The sequence below is a fragment of the Ralstonia sp. AU12-08 genome (assembly GCF_000442475.1).
In the GTDB taxonomy this organism is placed as follows: Bacteria; Pseudomonadota; Gammaproteobacteria; order Burkholderiales; family Burkholderiaceae; genus Ralstonia; species Ralstonia insidiosa.
Genome location: NZ_ASZV01000003.1, coordinates 1 through 24,421 on the forward strand (window position 1 = coordinate 1; position 24,421 = coordinate 24,421).

20 protein-coding genes are annotated in these 24,421 nt (G+C 64.3%); 10 read left to right on the plus strand and 10 right to left on the minus strand.

Annotated elements, in window-relative coordinates:
* Positions 1-42: 42 nt before the first annotated feature.
* The 4 genes from C404_RS31180 to C404_RS31195 form a co-directional block, all read right to left on the minus strand.
* A complete protein-coding gene (locus tag C404_RS31180; protein ID WP_021192591.1) occupies positions 43-1,584 on the minus strand; it encodes a methyl-accepting chemotaxis protein in 1,542 nt (513 codons plus the stop codon).
* Between the two features lie 147 nt (positions 1,585-1,731).
* Positions 1,732-3,144, minus strand: a complete 1,413-nt coding sequence (locus C404_RS31185) for a PAS domain-containing protein (RefSeq protein WP_021192592.1) — start codon at positions 3,142-3,144, stop codon at positions 1,732-1,734.
* Positions 3,145-3,188: 44 nt separating this feature from the next.
* Entirely contained in the window at positions 3,189-4,211 is a 1,023-nt protein-coding gene (gene galE, locus C404_RS31190; RefSeq protein ID WP_031328650.1) for a UDP-glucose 4-epimerase GalE, read from the minus strand.
* A gap of 159 nt (positions 4,212-4,370) precedes the next feature.
* Complete coding sequence (locus C404_RS31195; protein ID WP_021192594.1) at positions 4,371-5,366, minus strand: tyrosine-type recombinase/integrase; 996 nt, start codon at positions 5,364-5,366, stop codon at positions 4,371-4,373.
* 95 nt (positions 5,367-5,461) lie between these two features.
* Between C404_RS31195 and C404_RS59815 the strand changes: the two genes are divergently transcribed.
* The 6 genes from C404_RS59815 to C404_RS31220 all read left to right on the plus strand — a co-directional run bounded on the left by C404_RS59815 (position 5,462) and on the right by C404_RS31220 (position 11,275).
* The gene (locus tag C404_RS59815) at positions 5,462-5,635 is read left to right on the plus strand and encodes a hypothetical protein (RefSeq protein ID WP_021192595.1); all 174 of its coding nucleotides are present in this window, start codon (positions 5,462-5,464) and stop codon (positions 5,633-5,635) included.
* 96 nt (positions 5,636-5,731) lie between these two features.
* The gene (locus C404_RS31200) at positions 5,732-7,783 is read left to right on the plus strand and encodes an NADPH-dependent 2,4-dienoyl-CoA reductase (protein ID WP_021192596.1); all 2,052 of its coding nucleotides are present in this window, start codon (positions 5,732-5,734) and stop codon (positions 7,781-7,783) included.
* A gap of 171 nt (positions 7,784-7,954) precedes the next feature.
* On the plus strand, positions 7,955-8,740 hold the full coding sequence (gene otsB / locus C404_RS31205) for a trehalose-phosphatase (protein ID WP_021192597.1): 786 nt from the start codon (positions 7,955-7,957) through the stop codon (positions 8,738-8,740).
* A complete protein-coding gene (gene otsA / locus C404_RS31210) occupies positions 8,737-10,200 on the plus strand; it encodes an alpha,alpha-trehalose-phosphate synthase (UDP-forming) (protein ID WP_021192598.1) in 1,464 nt (487 codons plus the stop codon). Before otsB ends, otsA begins: the two co-directional genes overlap by 4 nt.
* A gap of 37 nt (positions 10,201-10,237) precedes the next feature.
* Positions 10,238-10,699, plus strand: a complete 462-nt coding sequence (locus tag C404_RS31215; RefSeq protein ID WP_031328651.1) for a MarR family winged helix-turn-helix transcriptional regulator — start codon at positions 10,238-10,240, stop codon at positions 10,697-10,699.
* Positions 10,700-10,849: 150 nt separating this feature from the next.
* Positions 10,850-11,275, plus strand: coding sequence for an organic hydroperoxide resistance protein (locus tag C404_RS31220; RefSeq protein WP_021192600.1), 426 nt, complete (start codon positions 10,850-10,852; stop codon positions 11,273-11,275).
* A gap of 68 nt (positions 11,276-11,343) precedes the next feature.
* Here C404_RS31220 and C404_RS31225 read toward each other — a convergent pair whose 3' ends face one another.
* The 3 genes from C404_RS31225 to C404_RS31235 form a co-directional block, all read right to left on the minus strand.
* The gene (locus C404_RS31225; protein ID WP_021192601.1) at positions 11,344-12,108 is read right to left on the minus strand and encodes a Mut7-C RNAse domain-containing protein; all 765 of its coding nucleotides are present in this window, start codon (positions 12,106-12,108) and stop codon (positions 11,344-11,346) included.
* A 346-nt stretch (positions 12,109-12,454) separates the two neighbouring features.
* Positions 12,455-12,931: a hypothetical protein gene (locus C404_RS31230; protein WP_021192602.1), complete on the minus strand. Its 477-nt coding sequence runs from the start codon at positions 12,929-12,931 to the stop codon at positions 12,455-12,457.
* Between the two features lie 99 nt (positions 12,932-13,030).
* The gene (locus C404_RS31235; RefSeq protein WP_021192603.1) at positions 13,031-13,975 is read right to left on the minus strand and encodes a LysR family transcriptional regulator; all 945 of its coding nucleotides are present in this window, start codon (positions 13,973-13,975) and stop codon (positions 13,031-13,033) included.
* Positions 13,976-14,290: 315 nt separating this feature from the next.
* Here C404_RS31235 and C404_RS31240 point away from each other — a divergent pair, with 315 nt between their 5' ends.
* The 4 genes from C404_RS31240 to C404_RS31255 all read left to right on the plus strand — a co-directional run bounded on the left by C404_RS31240 (position 14,291) and on the right by C404_RS31255 (position 21,599).
* Positions 14,291-15,373, plus strand: a complete 1,083-nt coding sequence (locus C404_RS31240; protein WP_031328652.1) for an alpha/beta hydrolase — start codon at positions 14,291-14,293, stop codon at positions 15,371-15,373.
* Positions 15,374-15,483: 110 nt separating this feature from the next.
* Entirely contained in the window at positions 15,484-16,803 is a 1,320-nt protein-coding gene (locus C404_RS31245) for an efflux RND transporter periplasmic adaptor subunit (RefSeq protein ID WP_021192605.1), read from the plus strand.
* 28 nt (positions 16,804-16,831) lie between these two features.
* Positions 16,832-20,038, plus strand: coding sequence for an efflux RND transporter permease subunit (locus C404_RS31250; RefSeq protein ID WP_021192606.1), 3,207 nt, complete (start codon positions 16,832-16,834; stop codon positions 20,036-20,038).
* 25 nt (positions 20,039-20,063) lie between these two features.
* Complete coding sequence (locus C404_RS31255; protein WP_021192607.1) at positions 20,064-21,599, plus strand: efflux transporter outer membrane subunit; 1,536 nt, start codon at positions 20,064-20,066, stop codon at positions 21,597-21,599.
* A 162-nt stretch (positions 21,600-21,761) separates the two neighbouring features.
* Here the strand turns inward: C404_RS31255 and C404_RS31260 are convergent, their stop codons facing one another.
* Genes C404_RS31260 through C404_RS31270 form a run of 3 tightly spaced genes read right to left on the minus strand, consistent with a single transcriptional unit; the run spans position 21,762 to position 24,411 of the window.
* Positions 21,762-22,694 (minus strand): hypothetical protein, encoded by a 933-nt coding sequence (locus tag C404_RS31260; RefSeq protein WP_021192608.1) that lies wholly within the window; start codon positions 22,692-22,694, stop codon positions 21,762-21,764.
* The gene (locus C404_RS31265; RefSeq protein ID WP_021192609.1) at positions 22,687-24,165 is read right to left on the minus strand and encodes a D-alanine--poly(phosphoribitol) ligase; all 1,479 of its coding nucleotides are present in this window, start codon (positions 24,163-24,165) and stop codon (positions 22,687-22,689) included. Before C404_RS31265 ends, C404_RS31260 begins: the two co-directional genes overlap by 8 nt.
* A gap of 9 nt (positions 24,166-24,174) precedes the next feature.
* Positions 24,175-24,411: an acyl carrier protein gene (locus C404_RS31270; RefSeq protein ID WP_031328656.1), complete on the minus strand. Its 237-nt coding sequence runs from the start codon at positions 24,409-24,411 to the stop codon at positions 24,175-24,177.
* Positions 24,412-24,421 lie beyond the last annotated feature (10 nt).

Below are 24,421 nucleotides of genomic sequence, written 5' to 3' on the forward strand. Positions count from 1 at the left end.
CGGCAAGTATCGCCGGCCTTGTTTTTCTTGCGCTTAGGCGCGTTATACCTGGAAGCGTCCCACCGCTGAGCGCAGCAATTGCGCCTGCTCTTCCAGCGAAAGCGCAGCTGCCGCAGCCTGCTCCACCAGCGCAGCGTTCTGTTGCGTCACCTCATCCATCTGATTCACCGCCTGATTGACCTGCTCAATTCCCGAGCTTTGCTCGTCGGACGCGGCAGAAATCTCTCCCATGATGTCGGTCACGCGCTTGACCGCGACCACCACTTCGTCAATCACGGTTCCCGCTTCCTGCACCAGCGCAGAACCGTTCTGCACACGCCCCACCGAGTCGCCAATCAACTCCTTGATCTCCTTGGCGGCACTGGCCGAGCGCTGTGCCAGGCTGCGCACCTCACCCGCCACCACCGCAAAGCCGCGGCCCTGCTCGCCGGCGCGCGCAGCTTCCACCGCGGCGTTGAGTGCCAGGATGTTGGTCTGGAACGCAATGCCCTCGATCACACCAATGATGTCGGCAATCTTCTTGCTGCTCTCGTTGATGCCCGACATGGTCTCAACCACGCGCCCGACCACTTCGCCGCCCTTGACAGCAATATCCGACGCGTTGACGGCCAGCGTGCTGGCCTGACGCGCGTTGTCGGCGTTCTGCTTCACGATCGATGTCAGCTCTTCCATGCTCGATGCTGTCTCTTCCAGTGACGATGCTTGCTGCTCCGTCCGCTGTGACAGATCGGCATTGCCGGCCGCAATCTGTTTGGTTGCACTGGCAATGGAATCGGCGGAGTTCTTGATGTCGCTGATCGTGCCCGTCAGTTGCTGCTGCATCTGCGACATGGCAAAGAGCATGCTGTCGCGATCGCCTGGGCGCGTCTGCACACGCACCGCCAAATCGCCTCCTGCAATACGTGCGGCAACGTCTGCGGCATACGCCGGTTCACCGCCCAGCTGACGCTGCAAACCGCGCGTGACGGCCACGACAACCACGGTCATCAGCAGGCCAACACCCAGCAACAGGCCGAGCGATTGCATGAGCGAGGTACGAAACGCTGCATCAACGTCATCGATATACAGCCCTGTCGTCATCGACCAATCCCAGGGCTCGTAATACGAGACGTAGGTCAGCTTGGGTTCGGCCTTGTCGCTGCCAGGCTTGGGCCACAGATAGCGCACAAACCCGCCGCCCGCCTTGGCCATCTGCGCGATGTCCACGAACAGGTGCTTACCCTCAGGGTCGGTCGCAGCAGACATGTTCTTGCCGACCATCTCAGGCTTGAACGGGTGCATGACCGAAACGGTATCAGTTCTCGACAGCGAGAAATAACCGTCGGTGCCATAGCGCATGTCTTTCAAACGTGCGATGGCCTGGGCCTTGGCCTCTTCTACCGGCATCTTGCCGTCTTGCGCCAGTTGGCCGTATTCCTTAATGACGCTGAATGCGGTGGCACTGACGTTCTGGAGATCGCGTTGGCGCTCCTCCATGCGCACGGTGCGTGCGCTCCATGCACTCCACAATGTGATGACAAGCAGGCACAGCCAGCTCAGGACGAGCGGCAGCCACAGCTTCTGTCGAAGCGTGAGTCGGTTCATCTTCCTTCCTCCAAGCGTTTCTTCTTGTCCGCGTGATGCTAGCGGCGCTCCCCGGCGCGATTGCACGCGCTCTACATGGGCTAACGGGCAAGCCGGAAGAAAACTTGAGTACTAGGCGTGATCAACTTCCGTAAAGATGAAACGACCTCAACGCAGCGCGTTGGGATTGATGCTTGGCAACGTGCCGTTACTGGCCGGCGCGGGCGCAGGCTCGGTCGGCGCAGTCGCTGTGGCTGGTGTGCCTGAGGTATCGGGCGCATTGTCCAGCGGCGACCACGACTCCCACAGCCCCTGGCGACGAAGCGTCTCGGGCTGCACCGCAGACGAGGCAATTTCTGGCAAGGCAGTATTTGCTATAGCGACTTTTGCTGCCAGTTCGACATGCGAGCCGGCCATGCGTGTGGCACGACCGCCCGCATCGCGCAAAGCCACGCCGCGCGCGATGAGCTGACGATAGCTGCCGTCCTTGTGCCGCATGCGGAATTCCGCGGCGTAGGCGGGAGCATTGCCGTCAACGTGCGCCTGGATACGGTTCAGCACGAGCGGCAAGTCGTCCGGGTGCACGAGGCGCAGGTACTCGCTGGTACTCGGGCCGATCTCTTTGAGCGTGTAGCCGAGCATGGCGGCAAAGCGCGTGGAGAACTGCGCGCTGCGCGTGATCAGATCGAATTCCCACAAGCCGACATCCGCACCATCGAGCAGCAGTTGATGCCGCGCGGCCAACTCAGCCTCTCGCTGCCGATAGCTCTGCTCCAGATCGTTGAGCGCCTGCATCGTTTCCTTGCGGCGGCGGATCTCGCGGGTGGCAATTGCAGCAGAGGTGTCACCCGATGCCCGGTCACGGTAACCGAGCAGGAAGCCGGCAAGCACCGTCGCCATTGCCCCGCCTGCCAACAGTAATTGCAGCCAAGCCGGCGCACTGCCGACGGGAGCCGCTGGCGAATCCACCAGCGAAGCCGCATACACCGCATCGATGGCCAGACCGATGCCAAACAGCACACTCACGAACAGGCTCACGATGGGGCGACGGACCGCCACCCCCGTGGCACCTGATTGCGCCGACAGCGCAAACTGCAACGCCGCCGCACAGGCCGCCGCCGACAGCAAAATGACGATGCCAAGCACACCGGCATCTGCCCACGCCAGCGCATCGAAGCTGGTGACACCCACCAGCAACAACACGGCCACAGGGCCGCTGATACTCAGCAACACACCCAGCAGCACCGCGCGTACGGTGCCCGCCTGGCCACCCAGGATGCACCACAACGCGGCCACCGCCAGACTCCAGCAGAACGATGCCGGCGTCATCACCAGCAGCGCGGCGCCCTCATGCATCGGCCAGCGCGCAACCAGCGGCAGCAGCGGTACCGTCCACAGCGCAATCGCGCAGAACAGCGCCGTCATCGCCAGCGGCAATCGGGCGCGCGTGGCACTGGCACTGCGCAGATCGTCCAGCAAACGCAGCAGCAAACTGCCCGCGCCGCATGCCACGATCAATGGCAGCAATGCGCCGGCAAGCCTGCTGGTCAGTTGCGCAACTAGGTGAGCGACGTCATCCACTGCGGGGTGGTTCCAGTTCTACGGGTGTCAAACAGTGTCGTGGATCAGCGGGACTGAAAGCCGTCCGGGTTCATGCTTTGCCAGCGCCACGAGTCTTCGCACATGCGCTCGATGCCGTATTGCGCGCGCCAGCCCAGCATGGAGGCAGCGAGTGCCGGATCGGCGTAGCACGCGGCAATGTCGCCGGGGCGGCGGTCCACGATCTGGTACGGAACCGCGCGGCCGCTCGCACGCTTGTAGGCTTCAACGACTTCCAGCACCGAGTAGCCGCGCCCAGTGCCCAGGTTGACGGTAAAGCCACGACCATCGCGGCGCAGCACATCAAGCGCCGATAGATGTCCGCGCGCCAGGTCGACCACGTGGATGTAGTCGCGCACGCCCGTGCCATCGGGCGTGGGCCAATCGCCGCCGTAGACGGAAAGCTTCTCGCGCTTGCCAATCGCCACCTGGGCCACGTAGGGCATCAGGTTGTTCGGGATGCCGCGCGGGTCTTCGCCGATCAGGCCGCTGTGGTGCGCGCCCACCGGATTGAAGTAGCGCAGGTAGGCAATCTGCCAGGCGGCGTTGGATATCTCCAGATCGAGCAGTACCTGCTCGCCCATCAGCTTGGTCTGGCCGTACGGGTTGGTGGCCGACAGCGGAAACGACTCGGTAATCGGCACCGTATGCGGATTGCCATACACGGTGGCCGACGAGCTGAACACCAGCTGGCGCACGTTGGCATGCGCCATCGACGCGCACAGCGTGACCAGCCCTCCGATGTTGTTGTCGTAGTAGGCCAGCGGCTTCTGCACAGACTCACCCACTGATTTGAGCGCCGCGAAGTGGATGACGGCCGAGATGCGCGTGCTGGCAAAAAGATCGTCGAGCAGGCGGCGGTCACGCACATCGCCCTGTACAAACTTGGGGGTCTTGGCGGTGATCTGCTCGATGCGCGAGAGCACGGCCGAGTTGCTGTTGCACAGATTGTCGAGGCCGATCACCTGATAGCCCGCATCCAGCAGTTCAACCCAGGTATGCGAAGCAATGTAGCCGGTGGCGCCGGTCAGCAGAATGGTTTCTATCATTGGGTGCGAGGTATCGAGAAAGAGATCATGGCGTGCCGATTCGAGCGCGGCATCGGGTTCACCGCACAATACAACCGGCGCAGCGGAACAGCGCGATCATAGCAAGCCCAGTGCTGGTTTGCGGGCAGTTTGCATGCGATGTTGCGCAAAAAAACCGTGCTACAAAACGGTGCCCTCGCGCCCATCCGGATGGGCTGCCGCCTGCCAGTCGGCATACGCCGAGCGCAGCCGCCAGGCCGAGGCCTGGTCCCGCAAGCCCAACGCGTACCCCACCTCGGCGGGGGCGGCACCCGCATCGAACAGCGCCGCGGCATAGCCGTTACGCAGCGTCTGCGGCGAGAGCCGTTCGCTGCGGTGCATCAAAGCCGGCAACGCGGCCAGCCAAGCCTCAACGCGACGGTATACCGAGGCTGCGTGCATGACGCGCCCACCCGCATCGGCCACGAAGACGCGCTCGCCCGGCACCTCGGCATGGCCGCGCACAGCCAGCCAGGCCGCCAGTGCAGGGCGTGCGCTCGCCAGCAGCGGAGCATGGTAGGACGGGCCGCGCGACGGTTCGACAGTGATGCTCTGCAGCGCCGCATCCACCTGGCGCAGCAACAAGGACTGCACCTGCGCGACCTTCAGCCCGGCGCCGTGGCACACCGCCACCAAAGCCCTGTCGCGCGCCAGCTTGAACGCGCTGGCGTTCGCTGCCGCCTCGCTTGCCCGCGCGCCCACCTCCAGCGAGGCTTCGATGGCGACTCGTTCGATCGTCGAAAGAAAGGTGGTCGGATCGTTCTCGCCGTCGGCCAGTTTTTGCTGCACGGCAGCACTGGCCGGGTTGTGCGTGCCCGTGCGCAGCAATTCGAGCTGGTGGAAAACACGCTCGATCAGGCGCGCATACCGATACCGATGCAGCTTGGTCAGGCCCGACTCATCCAGGAACGCGGCGATGTCGCCAGCGCTCCAGTCCGCCAGCGCGCGCTGGTGCGATTCCACCCAGCGCAGCCATTTGCGCCACATCGCGCGGTAAACCGTCGCCGACGATTCGCGATAGCCGCGCGCGGCAAGCCAATGCTCGAAGGCCTGCGCTGGCTGCTCCGCCCAGTCCTGCAGGGTGGGCTGAAACAGGTCGGAAACAGGCGTGGCAGGCGGCGTTGGATTGACTGACATGCAGGAAAAACGGGCGGGGGCGAGCCGAGTGTTTGGCAATTCGCGTATCCTGCCGAGCGTAACATGCCGTCATCAGCTTCCTAGCAGACCCCATCGTGAAGAAAACCGACCTCGAAAAACTCAAGGGCCTCAAGATCGCCAATAACCTCAAGCGCGACAGCCAGCGCACCGGCAAGCCAGGCCAAGGCACCGGCAAGGCAATTCCTCAGAACAAACTGCTGAAGGCGCTGCTCGGCAAGCCCGCCGAAGACGACCCGAAAAAATCCTGACGCGCGCCCCCCACATCTAGAACCCCGCCCTGTTGTTCCAACGGGCGCTTGGGTGCTACCGTCCGGCGCGTTTCCACATCACGTGATGCGCCGGACATGTCCTCCTCCACGCCCTCCTCGCCGTACCCTCACCTGCTGGCCCCGCTCGATCTCGGCTTCACCACGCTCAAGAACCGCGTGTTGATGGGCTCGATGCACACCGGGCTGGAAGACGGCAACCACTTTGACCGCCTGGCCGCCTACTTTGCCGAACGCGCGCGTGGTGATGTCGGCCTGATCGTCACCGGTGGCTTTGCGCCCAACATTGCCGGGTGGACCAAGCCGTTTGCCGGGCGCCTGGCCACGCATGGCGCCGCACGCCGTCACCGCATCGTGACCGATGCCGTACACCAGGAAGGCGGCAAGATCGCGCTGCAGATCCTGCATACCGGCCGCTACGGCTATCACCCGTTTGCCGTGGCGCCCACAGCCCTGCGCTCCCCCATCAGCCCGTTCACGCCGCGCGAGTTGTCCGTGCGCGGCATCGAGCGCCAGATCCGCGCCTTCGTGCGCTGCGCCCAACTGGCCCGCGAGGCCGGTTACGACGGCGTCGAGATCATGGGTTCCGAGGGCTACTTCATCAACCAGTTCCTCGTCACCCACACCAACAAGCGCACCGACGACTGGGGCGGCAGCTACGCCAACCGCATGCGCCTGGCCGTCGAAATCGTCCGACGCACGCGCGAGGCGGTCGGCCGCGACTTCATCATCATCTACCGCCTGTCGATGATCGACCTGATTCCCGACGGCAGTTCGTGGGAAGAAGTCGTGCAACTCGCCAAGGCCGTGGAGCAGGCAGGCGCCACCATCATCAACACCGGCATCGGCTGGCACGAGGCGCGCATCCCCACCATCGCGACGAGCGTGCCGCGCGCCGCCTTCGCCTGGGTGACGAAGAAGATGAAGGGCGAGGTCGGCATTCCGCTGGTCACGTCCAACCGCATCAACACACCGGAAGTGGCCGAGAGCGTGCTGGCCGATGGCTGCGCCGATATGGTGTCGATGGCGCGCCCGCTGCTGGCCGACCCTGCGTTCGTACGCAAGGCGTCGACGAATCGCGCGCAGGACATCAACACCTGCATCGCCTGCAATCAGGCGTGCCTGGACCACGCGTTCAAGGCCAAGATTGCGAGCTGCCTGGTCAACCCGCGTGCATGTCACGAGACCGAGCTGGTCATCCGCCAGACGCCCGCGAAGCGCCGCTTTGCGGTGGTGGGTGCGGGGCCTGCGGGCCTGTCGGCTTCGATCACGCTGGCGGAGCGCGGCCATGCGGTGGACCTGTTCGATGCCGCACCGGAAATCGGCGGCCAGTTGAACATGGCCAAGACGATTCCGGGCAAGGAAGAGTTTCACGAGATGGTGCGCTACTTCACGCGCCGCGTGGAGGCCACCGGCGTGACGCTGCGCCTGGGCGCGCGCGTGGATGCGCAGCAGTTGCTGGCGGGCAAGTACGATGGGATCATCGTTGCGACAGGGGTATCGCCGCGCAATCCGAAGATTCCGGGGCAGGATCATCCGAGCGTGCTGTCGTACATCGACGTGCTGCGCCATCGCAAACCGGTGGGCAAGCGCGTGGCGATTGTCGGCGCAGGCGGCATCGGCTTTGACGTGGCCGAATTCCTCGCGCTGGATGGCCACTCGCCCACGCTCGATCTGCAGACGTGGCGCACCGAATGGGGCGTCGGCGATCCGACCGAGGTGCGCGGCGGCGTGGATGGCATCCGCCCGCAGCCCGAAGCGCCAGCGCGCGACATCATGTTGTTGCAGCGGCGCGCCGGCAAGCTGGGTGCGGGCCTGGGCAAGACAACCGGCTGGATCCATCGCACGAGCCTGAAGAACATGGGCGTGCGCATGATGGGCGGCGTCAACTACGAGCGCATCGGCGACGAAGGCCTCCTAGTCAGTTATGGCGAAAAACGCGAAGCTGCTGAATGGCTCGCGGTCGACTCCATCGTGCTGTGCGCTGGGCAGGAACCGCTGCGCGAATTGGTCGAACCGCTGCAGGCCGGCGGCGCCAAGGTGCATGTGATTGGCGGTGCAGACGAGGCACGCGAACTCGACGCTAAACGGGCCATCGATCAAGGCACCCGCCTGGCTGCATCGCTGTGACGCTGGCTGCGCGTACGGGCGCGGGGACACATGAAGGATTTTCACCCTGCGCCCGTTTTTACAAGCCCATCCCCCTTCAAACCGGCCGCAGATGGCGAATCGACAGCGCCTGGCGTGGTCGGTCCGGTTCTTGCGTGAAACATCGCATCACGCACATTCACATGAACCGGTTTGCCCAAGAGCGATCAATCACCACATTCCACCAGCGCGTCGCCTCTACCCGAGGTCGACGTTGCTCACACGGCCTTCCTGCTGGACTTTGACGGCACGCTCGTCGACATCGCCCCGCACCCCGATGCCGTGCGTGTCTCTGCGCCGCTGCGCAAAACCCTCGCTGCCTTGCATGCGGCCTGCGGTGGCGCGCTGGCCATCATCAGCGGGCGCACAGTGCATAACCTCGAATCCCTGCTCGCCCTGCCCGGCCTGGTGATTGCCGGCGTGCACGGCGCGGAACGCCGCTGTGCCGATGGCAACGTTGTCCGCCTGAACACCGACGCAGATGTCATCGCCGAATTGGAGCGTGAACTGCGCGCCGTACTCGTACAACTGCCGGGCGTCATGCTGGAGAGCAAGGGCATTGCCTTCGCGCTGCACTACCGTCACACGCCGGACGCAGAGAACACCGTGCTCGCCTTGGCCAATCGCCTCGCGCATCGCTACTCAGAACACATCCGCCTGCAGGCTGGCAAGATGGTCGTCGAGCTCAAACCGCGTGGTGCAAGCAAGGGCGATGCCGTACACACCCTGATGACCGAGCCCCCCTTCATGGGGCGCACGCCATTGTTTGCCGGCGATGACCTGACGGACGAAAGCGCCTTCGACGCGGTGAACACGCTCAACGGCTGGTCGGTCAAGATCGGCACGGGCCCGAGCCAGGCACGGTGGCGCGTGCACGATCCCTCAGCGCTGCGCGCGTGGTTGGCTGCGATGCTTCCAGATCAGCAAGATCGCACATGAGCCGGCTCATTGTGATCTCCAACCGCGTTGCGCCCATGACCGAAGGCCAGGGGACGGCGGGCGGACTAGCCGTCGGCGTGTTCGATGCGCTGCGCGAAACCGGCGGCGTGTGGTTCGGCTGGAGCGGCGAGGTGACGACACAGAGCGCAACCACCGTATCCAGCGAGCCCGCCATCGTTTCCAAGGGCAACATCACCTATGCCACCGTCGGCTTGAGCCGGCGCGACTACGACCAGTACTACCGCGGCTTTGCCAACGCGACGCTCTGGCCGATCTTTCACTACCGCGTCGATCTCGCGCGCTTCCAGCGGCAGGAGTACCACGGCTATCGACGCGTCAACTCGCAGTTCGCGCATCAACTCAAGGCGCTGGTCGAGCCCGACGACATCCTCTGGGTGCACGACTACCACCTGATCCCGTTCGCTGCCGAATGCCGCGCACTGGGGCTGACCAACCGCATCGGGTTCTTCCTGCACATCCCGTTTCCAGCGCCGGAAATCCTGACGACCATCCCACCGCACGAAGAGCTGATGCGCGCGCTGTGTGCGTACGACCTGGTCGGCTTCCAGTCCGAAACCGACCGCGTCGCCTTTTACGACTACATCGAGCGCGAGGCGCGCGGCTACATCGAGAACAAGGAACAGAACGGCCCGGTGCATGCGTTCGGCCACACGCTGCGCGCAGAGGTCTATCCCATCGGCGTGCACCCCGATGAGATCGCACAGCAGGCGGTGTCGTCGCTGGCGCGGCGCAACCCGCTCAGTCCGTTCATGCGGCACACCAGCCCGCGCGGTGAACACAACAGCAGCCAGCCCAAACTCATCATGAGCGTGGATCGCCTGGACTATTCGAAAGGGCTGCCTGAGCGCTTCCACGCGTTCGAGCAGTTGCTTGACGATTTTCCAGACCACCGCCGGCACGTGACCTTCATCCAGATCGCGCCGACCTCGCGCCAGGACGTGCAGAGCTACCAGCAGATTCGCCAACGCCTGGAGGCCGAATCGGGGCGCATCAACGGCAAGCATTCGGAGCTGGACTGGACGCCCATCCGCTACATCAACAAGCAATACGAGCGGCGCGTGCTGATGGCGCTGTTCCGCACCTCGCACGTCGGTTATGTCACACCGCTGCGCGATGGCATGAACCTGGTTGCCAAGGAATACGTTGCCGCGCAGGACCCTGAGGACCCGGGCGTGCTGGTGCTCTCACGTTTTGCCGGTGCGGCGCGCGAGCTGGATGCGGCACTCATCGTCAACCCGTACGACACACGCGGCATGGCCGAGGCACTCAACCGTGCACTGACGATGCCGCTGGAAGAACGCAAGGCGCGCTACGCCCACATGATGGATCGGCTACGCACAGCCAACCTGACGGTCTGGCGCGAGCGCTTCGTGGCCGACCTTCGCAACGTGGCGAGCGATGTGCACGTCGCCTCACATGAGGCTGTTACACAAATTTAGCTTGCTATTAGATAGTGCACGATCTAATATGCCCGACATGGACACACGCAAGACCTCCTCTCCGTACCCGAACCTGACGCTGGATGTGCAGCTGTGCTTCGCGCTGTACTCGACCATGATCGGGTTGAACAAGGTATACCGGACGCTGCTCAAGCCCCTGGGCCTGACGTATCCGCAATACCTTGTCATGCTGGTGCTGTGGGAGAACGACGCGCAAACCGTATCAGCCATCGGCGAGCGGCTGTTTCTCGATTCCGCCACCCTCACCCCCATGCTCAAGCGGCTGGAGGCGGCGGGCCTGGTCGAGCGTCAGCGTTCGGAGGCGGATGAACGGCAAGTGATCATCTCGCTGACGGACGCAGGCTGGCAGCTGCAGGAACGCGCCAAGGACGTGCCGAACTGCATCGGTGCCGCCGCAGAATGCGCGCCGGAGGAGATCGAATCCTTGCGCACACAGTTGAATGACTTGCGCGGGCGGCTCTTCAAACACGCCGCCTGAAGCAAGAGCACGACCCCGCGGGTGCCGCAATGCGCCCGTTTTTTTGAAGTAAATATATAGCATGCTATTTAATAGCAAGCCAATTAACCCCAGTGCTTCGGCTCCGACAGTCGTTGCACTTCGCTCCCAACCTTCATCAGGAGAACTGCCATGTCGATCGAAAACGTCGTCTACCGTGCCCAAGCCAACGTCACCGGTGGCCGTGATGGCCGCGCCACCACTGCCGATGGCCGCCTGGATCTGAGCCTGTCCACGCCCCGTGAGCTTGGCGGTGCCGGCGGTCAAGGCACCAACCCCGAGCAGCTGTTTGCTGCCGGCTATAGCGCCTGCTTCATCGGTGCGATGAAGTTCGTCGCGGCCCGCGACAAGCTGCGCATCCCGGCGGATGCAAGCGTGCAGGGCACCGTGGGCATCGGCCCGATCCCCAATGGCTTCGGTATCGAAGTCGAACTGGCCATCAGCCTGCCCGGTATGGACCGCGCCGAAGCGCAAACGCTGGTCGAACGCGCCCACATCGTCTGCCCGTACTCGAACGCCACGCGCGGCAACATCGACGTGCGCCTGAACCTGGTCTGATGGTTTGAGCGATTGCGTGGTAGTAAAAACGCCCGCCGGTGAAGAACACGACGGCGGGCGTTTTGCATTCAAGCGCCAGCGCTGCCGCTGCGCAGGATGTGCTCGATGTTCGGCGCCTCGTCGTCCTGCGGCGCCAGCATGCCGGCCAGCACGGCATTCATGCGCATCCAGTGCGAGCCCGGCCAGTAGACGCGCCGGCAGACATCGCAGGTACTGAACAGGCGCTGCCGTTCGCGCACACGCGGGGGCACGCTGGCGGCGGCCTCTTCCACGCTCAGCATGCGCAGTGGCACGTTGCACTCCAGGCAGCGGGAAAACGGCTTGGCGACACCGGCCAACTGGAAGCGCGCCACGATCTCACGCATCTGCTCCTGTGGCACTTGCGCACGAATAAACGCACCACGCCGGATACCCCGCCGCTTGAGCAACTCGCGATCGCGCGACAGGATGATCCAGTCTTCCTCCTGCGCCAGGGCTTCGATGGCGGCGTCGGCGTAATTGTTGTCGTAGGCGGTATCGAAACCAGCCATGCGCAGCAGACGGGCGGTGGCACCCAGGTGCGCGTCGCACAGAAAGCGCAGCGGCGCGCTCGGCAGCGCGGGTTCCACGGCGGACACCGCAACATGCCCATGCACTGGCAGCATGGCTTCGAGCACCTCCACACGGCCATCGACGAGCACCCGGCCGATTTCCGTATGCGGCACGCCAAGCGCCTCAATGGCGTGCTTGAGCGTGGCGCCCGATGCCCAGGCACGCGCAATGGTGTGTCCGCGCAAGGCCGATGGCAAAAGCGGCGTCAGGTCGGCATCGAACGTGAAGGCGACGGTCTGCATGACTGCCACGATACTCTCAACCCGGCATTGCCGCCCCGACAGCGCAGCCCGCCTGCCCTCACACGGAGATCGCTGCGTGGCGACTAGAGGGCCAAGCCCTGCGCGCCACCCTCCGAACACCGCACGCCGGGCTTTGAGCTCCACGCGTGAAGCCTGGAATGTCATGTCCAGGGTCCTGAGCTCTGTGACTTCCAGATTCCGAGTTCGGTGCTTGGAGTTCTGAGCTCAGCGTCCCGAGCTTTTCTCTCGACACTTGGACTGTTGAGCTCGACGCTCGCGCAAATAAAAAAAAGGCGTGACCTATTCAGTCACGCCACAACAAGGGAGGAGAAATCAGGGGTGCGGTTTAAGCGCGCGATGCGGTGCTGCCATTCGGGTAGCTGGTGTCGCCACTCCAGGCCAGATAGCCGTAGGTATCGGCCTGGCGGTCGGCGCCTTGGCTGTACGGGTCAAAGCGATCGCTCTTCCACGCTACGTAGCCGTAGGTGTCTGCTTGGCGGTCAGCGCCTTGGCTGTACGGGTCGAAACGGTCACCGGCGCGCGACAGATAGCCGTAGGTGTCTGCCTGGCGGTCAGCGCCTTGGCTGTACGGGTCGAAGCGGTCTCCGGCGCGCGACAGATAGCCGTAGGTGTCTGCCTTACGGTCGGCGCCTTGGGTGTACGGATCGAAGCGGCCAGCCTGCGTGGCAGCGGGTGCATCGAAGTTGGGTTGCTCTGCAGCGGCGGCCGGTTGGGCCGACAGCAGGGTTGCGGAAGCCGACAGCGCAGCCACCAGGGCCAATGCAGCGCGGCGAGAGAAGAGGGAGGAGAGGCGGGAGTTCATGATCGTTTCCTTGTTCGGTTGCGCTCGTTGTGTTGCGCTTGGAACCCAGAATAGATCGTTGCTCCCGATTGATAAATGTGACTTCCGGAAAAAGACTGTTCAGGCGGCGCTAACAATCTGAAGCCGTGGATTTTCCTTGAGCTGCAGGCACGGATGGTCGGCAAACAGCGTCGCCACCCAGTCCACAAACACCCGCACCTTGGGCGACAGGTGGCGGTTGTGCGGGTAGATGACCGACACCGGCAATGCCTCTGAGACGTAGTCCGGCAGCACTTCCACCAGCGCGCCCGACATCAGGTGCTCGTACACCAGGAAGCGTGCTGTCTGCATCAGCCCCAGGCCATGCAACCCGCACGCCACGGCGGATTCCGCATCGTTGACCGACACCATGCCGCGCACCTTGTGGATCTGCTTCTGGCCGTCGATAACGAAATCCCAATCCATGCGGCGCCCGTTGCGCGGCGAGAAGTAGTTCACTGCCGTGTGATCTTGCAGATCCTCCAGCGTCGTGGGCGTGCCGTGCCGCGCGAGGTATTCCGGCGAGGCGCAGTTCACCATCGACAGCTGGCCGATGCGGCGCGCCACCAGGCTGGAATCCTGCAACTCACCCACACGCACGGCGCAATCCACGCCTTCCTGCACCAGGTCGACGGTGCGGTCGCTCATACCGATCTCGAGCTGAAGATCGGGGTACGCGTCATGAAAATCGCGAATACGCGGCACCAGCAACCGTTTGCCAATCGAGCCGGGCACGTCGATACGCAGCGTGCCGCGTGCACCCGATGCGCTTTGTGAGAAGGCGGCTTCGGTCTCTTCCAAGTCACCGAGCAGCCGCACGCAGCGCTCGTAATAAGCCGCACCATCAGCAGTGACATTCACGCGGCGCGTAGTCCGGTGCAGCAGGCGCACGCCCAGGTGCGCCTCAAGGCTTTGCACCAGGTTTGTCACTGTGGCGCGGGGTAACTGAAGGCTGTCGGCAGCCTTGGTGAAACTACTGGCTTCCACAACGCGCGTGAAAACCTGCATGGCCTGCAATCGATCCATCTGCGGCTCCTGAGGGTCGGACTCCACGGGGCGGGCGCACTGCCGGAATCAAAACGGCAATGCGCTGGACCTGTGGAATCTGAAGGGGTGCACCCGGTTGGCTCGATTAATCAACATTGCTGCGCGCAGGGATTTTGCAGCGCAATAAGATCGGCCTCGAGCAATGCCACTTTGTAGCACAACCGTGGATTTTGATTGTTCGGCTGTGACTAATAGTGATGTCTGATTATAGGCATTTATCCGCGATCGTCTAATCACCATCATTCAGCCCATCGACATCCGGGTTATCCGCAAAGGTAAGCCCCGCCTGACATCATGGGTTCTTCTCCACCGCGTCTGGTTGTTTCGGATCGCTCGCTCGCCACCTCGCCGGCTTCAGCCGATGTTCGTGCGGAGCGTTCGCTCTCCGCCAATGGCGCCACAAATGTTGCACGGAATCACCATTTGCGCAGCGCAGCATGCGCATTGCCTGAGCAGCGACTGCCCGCCGGAAAACCGGGGGATGCCCTGCCACGCGAGGTGCGGGCCGAGGATTATTGGACGCAGGGCTACGCCAACCGCATCCGCCTGCGCGTATTCCACCCCGAAATGCACGCCGACGAGGCTGCCCCGCTGCGCCAGCCAGCCGTGCTGTATCTGCATGGCGGCGGCTTCGTGAATGGTTCGATTGACGATGCAGATGCCCCTGCGCGCCACCTTGCGGCCACGCTACCTGCGGTGGTGGTGACGGTCGGCTACTCGCTGGCACCGGCGGCGCCCTTCCCTGCTGCGCCCGAAGATGTGTACGCCGCGCTGTGCTGCATGGCGGAGCATGCCACCGCCTGGGGCATCGACCGCCGCCGCATGGCCGTGGCTGGTCACGACGCGGGCGGCAACCTGTCGGCCGCGTTGACGATGATCGCGCGTGACCGCGGCGGCCCGAACCTGCGTGCGCAGGTGCTGATCGCCCCCATGCTGGACCCGACCATGGCGCGCGTGCGCCCCGATCACCTTGCCAATGCCACCAACTCGGCCGAAGTCTGCGCTGATTGCTATCGCCAGTACCTGCCCCGCCCGACCGAGCGCGTGCATCCGTATGCCGCGCCGGTGGAATCGCGCCGCCTGCAGGGCCTGCCCCCTGCCCTGCTGCTGACTGCCCCGCAAGACTTGCTGCGCACGGAAGCCGAGCGCTACGCCGGCGCCCTCATCGAAGCAGGCGTGGTCACGCAGGTCGTGCGCGTGAACGAGGCGTGTCATGACTCGATCGCCATGAGTGCGGTCGCGCAAGACGAGATGACCTGTTTCCTGCGCTGGCACCTGGGCATGACGCGACAGGCGGCGACGCCTCGCAAACGCCGCGCACGTGCGGATCGCAAAGCCCCAACCTCCATTGACGCAACCGGGGAGACGCCTGGCTGAACCCACAACAACAAGAAACGGAGTGCGAGGCCGCGCGCGTGTTTCTACGCTGCGGCCCAAACGCTTTCCAACCTTTCCTCTTTGCTGACCCAACGAAATCGAGAGACATCATGAGCCTGTCCAAACGCACCATCGCCATTTCGGCTGCAGCAGTGCTTGGCGTTGCCGCCGTGGGCACCTACGGCCTTGTTTCCAGTGCCGGCGCCTCGCAACAACCGGCCGCACCCGTCGCCACGCCAGTGGATGTGGCACCCGTCGTCGCGCGCAACGTGGCGGAGTGGGATGAATTCTCCGGCCGCATTGAAGCCGTTGAGCGCGTCGAGATCCGTCCGCTGGTGGGCGGCACCGTCACGGCGGTCCACTTCAAGGACGGCAGCATCGTCAAGAAGGGCGACCCACTGTTCACCATCGACCCGCGCCCCTACGCTGCTGAAGTCGCCCGCACGCAAGCCGCGCTGACGGCCGCCAAATCGCGCGTGGCCTACACCACGTCGGAACTCGATCGCGCGCAGAAGCTGGTGGCCGACAACGCCATCGCCCGCCGCGAGTTTGAAGAGAAAGAAAACGCCGCACGCGAGGCGCAGGCCAACCTGCAAGGCGCCGCCGCCGCGCTGGATGCTGCCAAGCTGAACCTGGAATACACGCACATCGTGGCGCCGGTCTCGGGCCGTGTGTCGCGCGCAGAAATCACCGTGGGCAACGTGGTCTCCAGCGGTGGTGCTGCGCCGGTGCTGACGACGCTGGTGTCGGTGTCACCGATGTACGTGGCGTTTGATGCCGACGAGCAGAGCTACCTGCGGTACTCGGCCAAGGCCGCGCAGGGCACGAAGACACCGGTCTATATCGGCCTGGCCAATGAAGACGGCTACACGCGCCAAGGCGCCATCCAGTCCGTCGACAACCGCCTGGATGTGCGCTCGGGCACGATCCGCGTGCGCGCCACGCTGGACAACGCCGACGGCCGCCTCACGCCGGGCCTGTACGCCCGCGTGCGGATGAGCACCGGCGCCCCGCACGACGCCATCCTCATCAGCGACAAGGCCATCGGTACGGACCAGGACAAGAAGTTCGTCCTGGTGGTGGATGCGGCCAACAAGACCAGCTACCGCGCAGTGACGGTGGGTGCGTCCATTGATGGCCTGCGCGTGGTTAAGTCGGGCCTGAAGGCCGGCGACCGCATCGTCGTGAACGGTATCCAGCGCGTGCGCCCGGGTGACGCCGTGGCACCCAACGCGGTGACCATGGATAGCCTGGTTACCAAGCGTGTGGTGTTGCCAGGTGTACAGCCTGAAGCGCCTGCAGGATCAGCCCAACCCGCAGCCGAAGCCAAAGCCGACACAACCACTGCGCCTGCCGCCAAGGCTGAAACCAAGCCCGCGAACGCCAAGACTGCTGCCAACGCACAACGCCTTCCGGCCGACCGCGCCTGATTGCGACTGACACTCATCGCTCACAGCCATGAACTTCTCTAAATTTTTCGTGGACCGCCCGATCTTTGCGGGCGTGCTCTCCACGCTGATCCTGTTGATCGGGATCATCTCGATCTGGCGATTGCCGATCTCGGAATACCCCGAGGTCGTGCCGCCTTCGGTGGTGGTGCGCGCGCAGTTTCCGGGCGCCAACCCCAAGGTGATTGCCGAGACCGTCGCGTCGCCGCTCGAAGAGCAGATCAACGGCGTCGAAAACATGCTGTACATGCAGTCGCAAGCCAACAGCGACGGCAACATGACCACCACGGTCACCTTCAAGCTGGGCACCGACCCGGACAAGGCACAGCAGCTCGTACAGAACCGCGTGTCGCAAGCGCTGCCGCGCCTGCCCGACGTGGTGCAGCGCTTGGGCGTGACGACCATCAAGAGCAGCCCTGACTTGACGATGGTGGTGCACTTGCTGTCGCCGAATGACCGCTACGACATGACGTACCTGCGCAACTACGCAGTGCTCAACGTCAAGGATCGCCTGGCACGTATCAGCGGCGTGGGCCAGGTGCAACTCTTCGGCTCGGGTGACTACTCGATGCGTGTGTGGCTCGACCCGAACAAGGTGGCCGAGCGCGGCCTGACCGCCAACGAAGTGGTCAAGGCCATCCGTGACCAGAACGTACAGGTGGCGGCGGGTGTGATCGGCGGCTCGCCGTCGGTGCCGGGCACGGACCTGCAACTGTCCGTCAATGCGCAAGGCCGCCTGAAGACCGAACAGGAATTCGGCGACATCATCCTCAAGAGCTCGCCCAACGGCGCGGTGACGTATCTGCGTGACGTGGCCCGCATCGAGCTGGCCGCGTCGGAGTACGGCCTGCGCTCGCTGTTGGACAACAAGCAGGCAGTGGCCATTCCGATCTTCCAGGCGCCGGGCTCCAACGCGCTGCAGATTTCGGATGACGTGCGCAAGACGATGGAGGAACTGAAGCAGGACTTTCCCGAAGGCGTCGACTACCGCATCGTTTATGACCCGACGCAGTTCGTCCGATCGAGTATCGAAGCGGTCACACATACATTGCTGGAAGCGGTGGCGCTTGTGGTGCTCGTGGTGATCCTGTTCCTGCAAACGTGGCGTGCATCGATCATTCCGCTGCTGGCAGTGCCGGTGTCCATCATCGGTACGTTTGGCCTGATGTTGATGTTCGGCTTCTCGATCAACGCGCTGTCCCTCTTCGGGCTCGTGCTGGCGATCGGGATTGTGGTGGACGATGCCATCGTGGTGGTGGAAAACGTCGAGCGGAACATCGCCGAAGGGTTATCGCCACGCGAAGCCACGTACAAGGCCATGCGTGAGGTGAGCGGCCCGATCATCGCCATCGCCCTGACGCTGATTGCCGTGTTCGTGCCGCTGGCCTTCATGACGGGCCTGACCGGTCAGTTCTACAAGCAATTCGCGCTGACGATCGCAATCTCGACCGTTATCTCGGCATTCAACTCGCTCACGCTGTCTCCGGCACTGGCCGCCTTGCTGCTCAAGGGCCATGACGCGCCGAAGGATTGGCTGGCGCGTGTGATGGACAAGGGCCTTGGCTGGATCTTCCGCCCGTTCAACCGCGTGTTTGGTGCGGCTTCGGAATCGTATGGCCGCAGCACCTCGCGCGTGATCGGCCGCAAGGCTGTGATGCTCGGCATCTACCTCGCGCTGATCGGCTTGACTGCGCTGCTGTTCAACCGCGTGCCGGGCGGCTTCGTGCCGATGCAGGACAAGCAGTACCTGGTGAGCTTCGCGCAACTGCCGGACGGTGCCTCGCTGGACCGCACGGAAGACGTAATCCGCCGCATGTCGGACATTGCTCTAAAGCACCCCGGCGTAGAAAGCGCTGTGGCGTTCCCGGGCCTGTCGATCAACGGCTTCACCAACAGCCCGAGCGCCGGCATTGTGTTCGTCACGCTCAAGCCGTTTGACCAGCGCAAGAGCGCTGACCTGTCGGGCGGTGCGATTGCTGGCCAGTTGAACAAGCAGTACGGCGCCATCAAGGACGCGTTCATCGCGGTGTTCCCGCCCCCGCCGGTGCAGGGTCTGGGTACGGTGGGTGGCTTCAAGCTGCAACTGGAAGACCGGGGTTCGGTCGGCTACGAACAGCTCTTTGCCGCCACGCAGGCTTTTATGGCGAAGGCACGTCAGACGCCTGAGCTGGGCCCGTCGTTCTCGAGCTACCAGATCAACGTGCCGCAGTTGAATGCCGACCTTGACCGCGTGAAGGCCAAGCAGTTGGGTGTGCCGGTGACGGACGTGTTCGACACCATGCAGGTATACCTGGGCTCGCTGTACGTGAACGACTTCAACCGCTTCGGCCGCACGTATCAGGTAAAGGTGCAGGCAGACGCGCCGTTCCGTGCCCATGCAGAAGACATCCTGCAACTGAAGACGCGTAACACCGCTGGCGACATGGTGCCGCTGTCGTCTCTGCTGCGCGTGTCGCAAGGCTTCGGGCCGGACATGGTGGTGCGCTACAACGGCTACACCTCGGCGGATATCAACGGTGGTCCGGCACCGGGCTTCTCGTCGGGCCAGGCGCAGGCTGCGGTGGAGCGCATTGCGCATGAAACGCTGCCCAAGGGCGTGCGCTTCGAGTGGACGGACCTGACGTACCAGCAGATCCTGGCCGGCAACTCTGCGGTGTGGATCTTCCCGATCTGCGTGCTGCTGGTGTTCCTGGTGCTGGCTGCGCAGTACGAGAGCCTGACGCTGCCGCTGGCCGTGATCCTGATCGTGCCGATGAGCCTGTTCGCCGCCATGCTGGGGGTGTGGCTCTCGCATGGCGACAACAACATCTTCACGCAGATCGGTTTGGTGGTGCTGGTGGGGCTGGCGTGCAAGAACGCGATCCTGATCGTGGAGTTTGCGCGGGAGCTGGAGCTGCAAGGACGCTCCATCGTGGAAGCCGCCATCGAGGCCTGCCGCCTGCGTCTGCGCCCAATTCTGATGACGTCCATCGCCTTCATCATGGGTGTGGTACCCCTGGTGGTGTCGACCGGCGCCGGTGCGGAAATGCGTCATGCCATGGGCGTGGCCGTGTTCGCGGGGATGCTGGGGGTGACGCTGTTCGGCCTGTTCCTCACGCCGGTGTTCTATGTGCTGCTGCGCACGCTGGCCACGCGCCGCGGCCAGCGTGCGGAAGATGCCCCCGATCGTGATCTGGACCTGGATGGCGCATTGCCCGTGCCCTCAGGTCAGCACTAAGGTCAACACTAATCAAGACATCGCTATGAACGCGTTCAAACAACACACAGGTCAGGCCACGCGGCCTGGCCGCTGGACCCCGCTGGCACTGGCTGCCGCGCTGTTCCTCGCGGCCTGCTCGCTCGCGCCGACTTACGAGAAGCCGGATGTGGGCACGCCCACAGCTTTCAAGGAAGCATCAGCAACCGCAGATGCCCCGCTGGCCGCCGGCGAACAAGGCAAGTGGAAGACCGCCGAGCCTTCCCTGCCCGCCGACGGTGCGTGGTGGAAGGTCTTCAACGACCCGACGCTCGACAAGCTCGAAGCGCAGGCCGGGGAAGCCAGCCCCACGTTGGCCGCGGCAGCGGCGCGCGTGAACCAGGCGCGCGCCTTTGTGCAAGCCAACCGTGCATCGCTGTTCCCGGAACTGGATGCGGGCTTCGGCCCGACGCGCCAGCGGGGTTCCGCAGCATCCGCGGGCTTGCCGGTGGGCGCGCCCGTCCAGCCGCAGACGTACTGGCGTGCGCAGGCCACGGTAGCGTATGAGGTCGACCTGTTCGGCCGCGTGCGCAACAACATCGACGCGGCCGGTGCAGATGCCGAGCGTGTCGAAGCGCTGTACCGCGCCGCCCGGCTGTCGCTGCAAGCTGACGTGGCGCAGACGTATTTCAGCCTGCGCACGCTCGATGCGGAAGAGGCGCTGCTCGCCCGTACCCTAGTCGGCCGCGAAGAAGCGCTCAAGCTCGTGCAGCGCCGCTTCAATACCGGTGACATTGGCGAGCTGGATGTCGCGCGTGCCGACGCCGAACTGGCCACGGCACGTTCCGACCGCATCGGCGTGCAGCGCCGTCGCGCCGTGCTCGAACACGCGCTGGCAACCCTGCTGGGCAAGGCACCGGCCGACTTCACGATGGGCACTGACCCGCTGCAGGCCGCTGAAGTGCGCGTGCCAGCTGGCCTGCCTTCTGCCCTGCTGGAGCGCCGCCCCGATGTGGCCGCGGCAGAACGTTCGATGGCTGCGGCCAACGCACGCATCGGTGTGGCGCGTGCAGCGTTCTTCCCGCAGCTGCAGCTCACGGGCGGCTTCGGCTATGAGTCGCACGACATCGGTGATCTGCTCAAGTGGGGCAGCCGCACGTGGATTCTCGGGCCGCTGGTGGGCACGGCGCTGTCGCTGCCGATCTTTGACGGCGGTGCACGCAGTGCGGGCGTGAAGCAGGCGCGTGCCGCGTACGAAGAGAACGTCGCCAACTACCGTGAAAGCGTGCTGGTCGCCTTCCGCGAGGTGGAGGACAACCTGTCGGAACTGCGCCTGCTGGCTGATCAATCGAAAGCCCAGGACGATGCCGTGCGTGCCTCTTCGCGTGCCGCGCAGCTCTCGCGCACGCGCTACAACGCGGGCTCGGTCAACTACCTGGATGTGATCGATGCCGAGCGCAATATGCTGTCTGCCCAACGCATCGGCGTGCAGCTCGCCGGCAGCCGCGTGAATGCGACGGTGGGGCTGATCAAGGCGCTCGGCGGTGGATGGGGTGATTTGCCGACAGAACAGGCAAAGCCGGCTACGGTGGCGCAGCAGTAAGGATTCGTTTCCTCTCTCTCTCTGGAAAGCGAGACTCTGCGCGGCTTCGGCCGCGTTTTTTTTCCGAACGCTTCTGTGCCTGATTGCCGCTGTTTCCAGACACTCAGCCCTCGCCCAAGCCCACCGGCCCCAGCGAGTGCGTCGCCACGAGATCCCGAGCGCTTACGAATCCTGCCCCGAACCGATCTTCGCAGGTGGCTGCGGCACCTCTAGGGCCAGTCCCGGCGTATTGCGCAGCGGGTGCTTGAGCAGCCCATCGACGAGCGTTGGCGACACGTAGTGCGGCCCGTCGAACAGGTAGACCTTGAAGCCTTGGTAGTGCGCCAGTTGTGGCGCCAACTCATATGCGGTGGCGGGACGGAAACCGCCGCGGCGCTTGGGGCGGAACGCCTCGGCAATCACGCGTACGCGCTCGGTGCCGAATCGTCCAGCCAACGCATTGGCGTAGGCACGCGCAGTGCCCGGATCACGCTTGAATGCACCGCAACCGTCCTGCCAGAACACGCCCACATCGGCAGGCAGCCAGCGTGCAACCCAGTCGGCAAATTGCTGGGCGCCAAGCTCGCTATGGTCGTACACGCTGATCCACAGCGGGCGCGGCAACCGGTCCAGCGCGCGCTTGAGCCGCGCCATGTCTTTCCAGGTGGGATCGACTTCCACCGGGAAGTACCAGCCCTCGACATTGACGGGCGGGCGCACCGACACTAGGTTTCGCGAGCGCTCGGCAAGCTCTTCAACGTGGGCGCGTGCCCAGGTTTCATCAAATGCCCCAGCCAGCCCGACGATGACGTTGCGTGCCCAGGGCTCGGCCGCAATGCGCGACCAGTCTGGTGCATGTGCCACCGCCGACGGCCGGGCACCGGACACGAAGGTGGCATCGTCCACGGCCGTCCATTGCACCAGCAGGTTGCTGACACCGAGCCTGTCCCAGGTGCCCCGCGGGTTCTTGTGCAGGGCATCCGGCTGCCAGACGACGCCCTGTGCCAGCGGCTCGCCGGCGAGCTCCTGCGCGACCGCCCCGCCCGTCAACGACCCGGACAGGGCCAGCGCCACGACCAGCGCGGCGCATCGCCAGGAAGGACGGCGTTCAGCCATTGTGCTTGCCCTCGGTTGGGCGGCTCGGGTTGAGTTGCATGTCACGGTAATCCTGCGCCAGCTTGGCGCGATCAATCTTGAAGTTGACGGACACCGGCAACGTTTGCCGCGGAATCAACTCCGACGGAATCATATACGGCGGCAGCGCCTCACCCAACGATGCCTTCCAGTCTTGCGGTAAAAACGGCGAGTGCGCATCGCCTGAGGCAGGCTGCACAAAACCGACAATACGCGCCACCGACCCATCGGGCCGCCGCAACGGCACCGCTGCTGCACTCTGCACACCGGGCAGCTTGCCCAGCGCGGCATCGATCTCCAGCAACTCGATACGGTAGCCGCCCACCTTGACCTGGTCGTCAATCCGGCCATGGCAGAACAGGCGGCCGAGTTCATCCACCGCCCCCAGGTCGCCCGTGCGGAAACCGCGCGTGCCATTGTGCGAAAACATGCGTGTGGCGTTGAGGTCTTCCCGATTGAGGTAACCCCGCATCACATGCGGCCCAGCAATGCACAGCTCACCGTCCTGCACGAAGACCTCGCTGCCGCGCTTGGGATAGCCGATGGGCAACTTGTCTGCGCCGGCAAGCATCGCATCGTCCACCACGATCCAGGTGGTGGCCACGGTGGCCTCGGTGGGGCCGTAGGTGTTGATGATGCGCGCCTTTGGAAAACGCTGGCGCAAGTGACGTGCCAGTGTGACCGGGAGCACCTCGCCGCAGAACAGGAAGGTGTCGAGCGTCGGCAGGCCTTGCCCCGAGAAATCCGGCTGCAGCAATTGCTGTTGCGCAAACGACGGGGTCGAGACCCACGTCGTCACGCCGTGCGCGGCCAGCATCTTCAGGAATACATCGCCCTGGGTAATGGCCTCGCGCGAGGCCAGCACTACGGTGCCGCCCAGCGCGAGTGTCGCCATCACCTCGTACATCGACAAATCGAAGCTGAACGGCGCCTGATTCAGGAACACCGGTGCCGTGCCGAGCGCAAAGTCATGCGCCATCCAGTCAACCAGGGTATGCACGCTTTCGCGGCCGATCTGCACGCCCTTGGGTTCGCCCGTGGTGCCCGAGGTGAACAGCACGTAGGCCAGGCCCTTCTCCTGCAGCGGCTGCGGATGGCTGGCATACGGCAGGCGCTCGAACGTAGCGGTGCGCGCATCGTAGTAGGCATGCGCGCCCAGCGTGCGCGCGATGCGGTCCATGCGCTCATCGGGGTAGATCGTGTCGAGCGGCACGAAGGGCGCACCCAGCATCAGCGCGCCGGCAATCGCCACAAAGAAGGCGGCTTCCTTGTGCCCGCGCACGATGACCGGCACGTCGGCAGCAAAACCGGCCTCGCGTGCCTGTGCGCACCACGCAGCCGCCTCTTCGGCAAGCGCCTGCCAGGTGAGCGTGCGATCGGCACCGATCACCGCATCCTGGTCGGGCCGCAGCCCGGTATCGACGAACGTACCCGTATTGAGATCGAACCGCATCGCCCTCTCCTATCTGTTGGATTGGATATACGCCGCCAGCGCGTTGACCGAGGCCAGATGCTCGGCAATCTCCGTGGGCGGCACACGCACGCCAAACTGCATTTCGACAGCCATCACGATTTCGACCGCCAGTACGGAATCGACCAGCCCCATTTCGATCAGCGGCGTGTCGGGTTCGACCGTGCGGAGTACGACGTTCTCGACAAGCGCCTTTACATCGGCCAGCAGGGTTTCGGTTTGAGTCATGGTCATGGTT

What these genes read in the sequence shown, in the direction of transcription:
- C404_RS31180 (WP_021192591.1), bottom strand. Translation starts at nt 1,584, where the DNA reads ATGAACCGACTCACGCTTCGACAGAAGCTGTGGCTGCCGCTCGTCCTG.
- galE (WP_031328650.1), bottom strand. Translation starts at nt 4,211, where the DNA reads ATGATAGAAACCATTCTGCTGACCGGCGCCACCGGCTACATTGCTTCG.
- C404_RS31195 (WP_021192594.1), bottom strand. Translation starts at nt 5,366, where the DNA reads ATGTCAGTCAATCCAACGCCGCCTGCCACGCCTGTTTCCGACCTGTTT.
- C404_RS31200 (WP_021192596.1), top strand. Translation starts at nt 5,732, where the DNA reads ATGTCCTCCTCCACGCCCTCCTCGCCGTACCCTCACCTGCTGGCCCCG.
- otsA (WP_021192598.1), top strand. Translation starts at nt 8,737, where the DNA reads ATGAGCCGGCTCATTGTGATCTCCAACCGCGTTGCGCCCATGACCGAA.
- C404_RS31215 (WP_031328651.1), top strand. Translation starts at nt 10,238, where the DNA reads ATGGACACACGCAAGACCTCCTCTCCGTACCCGAACCTGACGCTGGAT.
- C404_RS31220 (WP_021192600.1), top strand. Translation starts at nt 10,850, where the DNA reads ATGTCGATCGAAAACGTCGTCTACCGTGCCCAAGCCAACGTCACCGGT.
- C404_RS31225 (WP_021192601.1), bottom strand. Translation starts at nt 12,108, where the DNA reads ATGCAGACCGTCGCCTTCACGTTCGATGCCGACCTGACGCCGCTTTTG.
- C404_RS31230 (WP_021192602.1), bottom strand. Translation starts at nt 12,931, where the DNA reads ATGAACTCCCGCCTCTCCTCCCTCTTCTCTCGCCGCGCTGCATTGGCC.
- C404_RS31235 (WP_021192603.1), bottom strand. Translation starts at nt 13,975, where the DNA reads ATGGATCGATTGCAGGCCATGCAGGTTTTCACGCGCGTTGTGGAAGCC.
- C404_RS31240 (WP_031328652.1), top strand. Translation starts at nt 14,291, where the DNA reads ATGGGTTCTTCTCCACCGCGTCTGGTTGTTTCGGATCGCTCGCTCGCC.
- C404_RS31245 (WP_021192605.1), top strand. Translation starts at nt 15,484, where the DNA reads ATGAGCCTGTCCAAACGCACCATCGCCATTTCGGCTGCAGCAGTGCTT.
- C404_RS31250 (WP_021192606.1), top strand. Translation starts at nt 16,832, where the DNA reads ATGAACTTCTCTAAATTTTTCGTGGACCGCCCGATCTTTGCGGGCGTG.
- C404_RS31255 (WP_021192607.1), top strand. Translation starts at nt 20,064, where the DNA reads ATGAACGCGTTCAAACAACACACAGGTCAGGCCACGCGGCCTGGCCGC.
- C404_RS31260 (WP_021192608.1), bottom strand. Translation starts at nt 22,694, where the DNA reads ATGGCTGAACGCCGTCCTTCCTGGCGATGCGCCGCGCTGGTCGTGGCG.
- C404_RS31265 (WP_021192609.1), bottom strand. Translation starts at nt 24,165, where the DNA reads ATGCGGTTCGATCTCAATACGGGTACGTTCGTCGATACCGGGCTGCGG.
- C404_RS31270 (WP_031328656.1), bottom strand. Translation starts at nt 24,411, where the DNA reads ATGACTCAAACCGAAACCCTGCTGGCCGATGTAAAGGCGCTTGTCGAG.